The sequence below is a fragment of the Lysobacter enzymogenes genome, assembly GCF_017168095.1.
Lineage (GTDB): Bacteria > Pseudomonadota > Gammaproteobacteria > Xanthomonadales > Xanthomonadaceae > Lysobacter > Lysobacter enzymogenes_D.
This window is the reverse complement of the sequence record NZ_LXSD01000174.1, coordinates 1-5,640: the sequence shown is the minus strand read 5'-3', so window position 1 is coordinate 5,640 and position 5,640 is coordinate 1. Positions and strand designations below refer to the sequence as shown.

The 5,640-nt window shown below is 72.5% G+C and carries 1 protein-coding gene; it reads right to left on the bottom strand.

Annotated elements, in window-relative coordinates; all coding sequences use genetic code 11:
* The coding region (locus A7A76_RS04760) for a beta-ketoacyl synthase N-terminal-like domain-containing protein (RefSeq protein ID WP_206410118.1) at positions 1 to 5,640 on the bottom strand (5,640 nt) is incomplete at both ends.

The window sequence follows — 5,640 nt, the reverse complement described above, 5'->3', positions numbered from 1 at the left end:
CGCTCGTGCCGGCGCCGCCACGGCCGCGACCGCCGGTCGCGCTGAAGCCTCGGCGGCGCTCCAGGCACGCCGCACCGCGCCATTGCTGCGCGCGATCACCACCTGGTTGCCCAGCGCCTGCGCCTGCGGCGCCGGCAGCGCGATCTGATCGAAGCCTTCCTGTTCCAGCACCCGCTGCCAGGTCGCCGGCGCCAGCCCCGGGCAGCCGGGCACGCGCAGTTCGGCGTCGCGGAACAGCCACCAGCCGTCGAGCAGGCCGAAGCTCAGATGCGTGGACAGCGATTTGTCGCTCATCTCGCTGACGATCAGGCGGCCGCCGGCGCGCAGCGCGGTCTTGGCGTGGCGCAGGGTGCGGCGGATGTCGCCGGTGGCGTGCAGCGCGTTGGTGGCGATGACCAGGTCGTAATCGCAGGCGGCGATGCCCTGCGCTTCCACCGGCTGCTCGATGTCCAGGCGCTGGCAGACGATGTAGGGATGCTCGGGCAGGTAATTGCGCTGCGCGTGCAGGAAGAACGCCTTGGACAGATCGGTGTAGCAATAGCGCTCCACCGCCTCGCGCAGCGGGCGCAGGCGCTCGAACACGCGCTTGGAGGTGCCGCCGGTGCCGGCGCCGATTTCCAGCAGGCGCAGGCGGAACGCCGGATCGCGCTCGCGCCGGCGGCGCACGTAGGCGGCGACCGCCTCGGCGACCAGGTCGTTGAAGGTGTCGGCGGTGGCGTTGTCGCGATAGAGCCCGGCGACCTTGTCCATCGAACCGTTCGGGAACAGCACGTCGGTGGCGGCGACGCCGCCGCGCAGGATCTCGGGCAGGCGCCGCAGGCACTCGTCGCTGAGTTCGGCCAGGGCGCGGCTTTGCGGATCGGCCAGATAACCCGGCAGGCGCTCGCGCCATTGGCTCCACAGCGCGTCGGCGTCCAGCGGCGCGGACGGCAGCAGCGCGCCGTCGGCGTCCAGCTCGGCCAGGTCGTGCGCGGCCAACAGTTCCAGGCTGGCGCGCAGCCACGGCAGGTACTTGTCCTGAATCGCGCAGCGCCGCTGCAACTGTTCGGCGCTGTGCGCGCTTTCGGCCAGGCCCGGACCGGCCATGCGCTCCAACTGCGCCCGCAGCAGCCGCGCGAACCACGGTTCCAGGCCGCGCTCGGCGTGGGCGGCGACGGTCGCGGCGATGGCGTCGGCGTCGATCGCCAGCGCGGCTTCGTCCAGCGCCACTTCGCGCGCGGCCTGCGGCGCGTCCAGACGCAGGTACTGGCCGGAATCGCAGCGCATCAGCGCTTCCACCTCGGGCGAGGCGCGCATGCACAGGGCCTGATCGATGCGGCCGCGCTGCAGCTCGGCGACGAAACGCTCGAAGCAGTCGAAGCCCTCGGCGTCGCCGAGCGCGTCGAGGCTGCGGGTGGAGACCCGCTCGAGCTTGCCGATGCGCTCGTCCACCGCCGCCTGCCAGAAGCCCCAGTTGAGGATGCCGACCGGGAAGCCGCACTCGCCGCGCACCGCGCGCACGAACGCGTCGGCGTGGCCGATGCCGCTGGCGTAGGCGCTCAGCCGCGCCGCGCCGGAGAAGGCGTAGGCCTGGCCGGAGGAGAAATAGCAGACGAAGTCCAGCGCCTCGCCGCGCACCGCGCGGTGGAACGCGCGCACGCCCTGGGTCTTGACCGCGACGATGCGCGCGAACGCCTCTTCGTCGATGGCCTCGGCCGCGTCGTCGGCGCCGAACTCCATGCCGGAGAAAACCGCGCCGTCGATGCGTCCGCATTCGCGCTGGATCCGCGCCAGCGCCGCGCGCAGCGCGGCCTCGTCGAGCGCGTCGGCCTGGACGTAGCTCAGCGCGGCGCCGAACTGGTCGAACGCGGCGCGGATGCGCGGCGCGTCGGCCGGGCTGCGGCCGATCCACACCACCTGGGCGCGGTAGCGGCCGATCAGCTCGCGGGTGACGATGCGGCCGACGATGCCGCTGCCGCCGACGATCAGGTACACGCCGCCGTGCTTGAACGCGGCGCGCGCATCCCCGGCCGGCGCGGCATCGCCCCAGTCCAGGCGCAGGAAGCCCTGGCGGTAGCGCTTGCCCGCCTGCAGGCGGATCAGTTCGCCGCGGTCGGAGGCCGGTTCGGTCAGGATCGCGGCCAGTGCGGCCTCGCGCGCGGCGGGCGGGCCTGCGAGATCGTCCGACGACAGATCGAGATTGCGCACGCGCCAGCGATGCTGGCCCTGGGCCAAGGCATGCGCCAGCCCGGACGCGCCGGCGCCCCAACTGCGGCCCGCGCCGCCATGCGGCGGATGGTTGTCGAGGGTGATCACGAACGCATCCAGCGAATCGCCGAGCTTGGCCTGGCGACGCAGCGCCTGGCCCAGCCGCAGCAAGGCGCGTTCGTTGCGGCGCTGGCAGGTTTCGGCGTCGTCGTCGCTGTGCGCGGCGCGCTCGCTGGCGGCGAGGAAGTACAGCGCATCGACTCGCGGCAGCTCGGCGAGCGCATCGGCGAACGCTTGTGCATCGTCGAGGCCGCACTGCCAATGATCGGCGTCCAGTTGCGCGGTATCGGCGCCGAAGCTGAGCAGGCGCACGCGTCCGGCGCCGTTGCGGCGGTGGTGCGCGATGAGGTCGCGCTCCAGGCCGTGGCAGGCGTCGCTGAGCACGATCAGCACATTGGCCGCGGCGGCGGCCGGCACCGCCGGCGCGGCCGGCAATTCTTCCCATTGGCGCACATAGCTGAGCGAATCGCGCGCCGGATGGGCCGCGGGCGGCGCGGCGACGGTCGGTGCGACGGCTGCTGCAGCTGGCGCGGCAACGGCGGCGACCGCAGGCGGCGCGCCCGCGGCTTCGGGCTCCAGCCAATACCGCTGGCGCGCGAACGGGTAATCCGGCAACGCGATCCGGCGCGGCCGCTGCGCGCCGTACAGCGCGGTCCAGTCCAGCTCCAGACCCTTGCACCACAGTTCCAGCAGCTTGGACAGGCGGCCCTGCTCCAGCCACTTGCCGATCAGGGTCGCGCGCAGGTCGGCGTCCTGGCTGATCAATTGCAGGCCCTCGCGATGGCGGCGGACCTGGGCCTGGAACAGGCCCGCGACATCGTCGCGGCCGTCGAGGAAGGCTTCCAGCTTGGCCGCCAACGCGTCGACGGAGCCGGCCATGATCCCGAGCCGTTCGCCCATCGCCTCGCGCCCGGTCTGCAAGGTGTAGGCGATTTCCAGCAAATCCGGCTCCGGCGCGTCGCTGCGGCGCAGGAACGCGAGCAGATCGCGGGCGCGTTGGCGCAGTTGCTCTTCGGTGCGCGCCGACAGCACCAGCGGATACTCGCCGCGCTCATCGAGCGCGCGCGCCGGTGCGGCCGCATCGGCGACGTATTCGGCCAGCACCAGGTGCGCGTTGGTGCCGCTGAAACCGAACGAGCTGACCGCGCCGCGGCGCGGCGCGTCCGCCGCGCCATCCCACTCGCGCAGGCGCTCGCTGACGAAGAACGGGCTGCCGTCCAGGCGGATGTGTTCGTTGCGCTGGCGGAAGTTCGCGCTCGGCGGCAATTGCCGGTGGCGCAGCGCCAGCGCCAGCTTGATCGCGCCGGCGGCGCCGGCCGCGGTCAGGCAGTGGCCGATGTTGCTCTTGACCGAGCCCAGCGCGCAGTAGCCGGCGCGCTGGGTGAACGGCGCGAACGCGGCCTTGAGCGCGGCCACTTCGATCGGATCGCCGAGCTTGGTGCCGGTGCCGTGCGCCTCGATCAGGCCGATGCCGCCGGGATCGATGCCGAACCGGCGGTACACCGATTGCAGCAGCCGGGTCTGCGCGTCCTCGTTGGGCGCGGTGATGCCGTTGCTGCGGCCGTCCTGGTTGACGCCCCAGCCCTCGATCACCGCATCGATGCGGTCGCCGTCGCGCTGCGCATCCTCCAGGCGCTTGAGCAGCAGCACGCCCACGCCTTCGCCGGGGACGAAGCCGTTGGCGCGCTGGTCGAAGCTGTAGCAACGCCCGTCGGCCGAGAGCATGCCGGCCTGCGAGGTCATGATGTGCATCGACGGCCCGCCCATCACGTACACGCCGCCGGCCAGGGCCAGCTCGCTGTGGCCGGCGTTGAGGCTGTCGCAGGCGTTGGCGATGGCCACCAGCGACGACGAGCAGGCGGTGTCGACCGACAGGCAGGGGCCGCGCAGGTTGAGGAAATAGGCGATGCGCGCGGCCAGGATCGAGGTCGCCGCGCCGGTGAAGCCCTGCGCGCTCAGGCGCTGGGCCTGCGATTGCTGGTGGTAGTCGCTGGGGCCGCAGCCGACGAACACGCCGCAATCGCGGCCGGCCAGGGTCTGCGGATCGATGCCGGCGTTCTCCAGGCTCTGCCAGCACGCCTGCAGGAACAGGCGCTGCTGCGGATCCATGCTCTCGGCCTCGGTCGGCGAGATGTTGAAGAACAGCGGATCGAAGCGGTCGAAGTCGTCCAGCGCGCCGAGCCACTTGGCGTAGCTGTAGCCGGGCGTAGCCGCGCCGGGGCGGTAATGCGCATCCAGGCTCCAGCGCTGCGCGCCGACTTCGCCGATGCAGTCGCGGCCTGCGGCGAGGTTGCGCCAGAACTGGTCGAGGTCGCGCGCCTGCGGGAACTGGCCGGCCATGCCGATCACCGCGATCGGACGGGTCATCGGGTTCGCCGCGGGCGCGTTCGTGCGCGAGGGCGCGGCGGCGGCGCGGACGACGTCGCCGGCGCGGCGCCAGCTGACCAGTGCGTTGGGCTTCGCGGGCGCTGCGGTGCGAGACGTTGCGGCAACGTCCGGAGCCGGCGCGGCCACGGGCGCCGCCGAGACGACCGGCGCGGCCAGCGTCCCCGCGCGCAAAGCCTCGGCCAGCACGTAACCGCCGATCCCGGCCAGGGTCGGATGGCTGTAGACCTTGGTCGCTTCGATCTCGATGCCGTAGCGCTCGTTGATCTTGCGCACCCAGGTGACGCCGGTGATCGAATCCAGGCCGAGGTCGATGAACGGCGTGGTTTCGCCGATTTCCTCGGCGTGCAGGTGCAGTTCGCGTGCGAGCAGGTCGCGCAGGCGTTCGATCACCTGCGCCAGCAAGGCGCCCTCGCCTTCGCTGTTCGCAGCGGCGGGCGCGGCAGGAGAAACGACCGCGGAGGCGAGCGGTACGACGGTCGGAGCGGACCCGGCGGCCGCTGCGCCGACGCCGGCGATCGCGGCGACGTGGCCGGCGAGCGCGCGCAGGGTCGGCAGGCTGTAGACCTTGGTCGCCTCGATCTCGACGCCGTAGTGAGCGTTGATCTTGCGGATGAAGGTGACGCCGGTGATCGAATCCAGGCCCAGGTCGATGAACGGCGTGGTGTCGTCGATCTCCTGCGGTTGCAGGAACAGTTCCTGCGCCAGCAGCTGGCGCAGCCGTTCGACGACGGCGCCGATGTCGGTCGCCGCGGCCGGGGCCGGGATCGGCGCCGATGCGGGTGCCGACGCAGGCACAGGCGCGGCAGCCATCGCCGCGACCTGCGGCGCGTTCGCGCCGAACTTGCTTTCGATCAGGCCGAGCGTGCGCGCGTCGCCGACGAAGGTCGCGGCGTGCATGTCCAGCTCGCGCTGATAGACCGCCGCGCGCGCCGCGCGCAAGCCGCGGTTGGCGGCGCGCTTGACCGCGATCAGGCGCTCGCGCGGTTGCGCGGCCAGCCGCCGCGC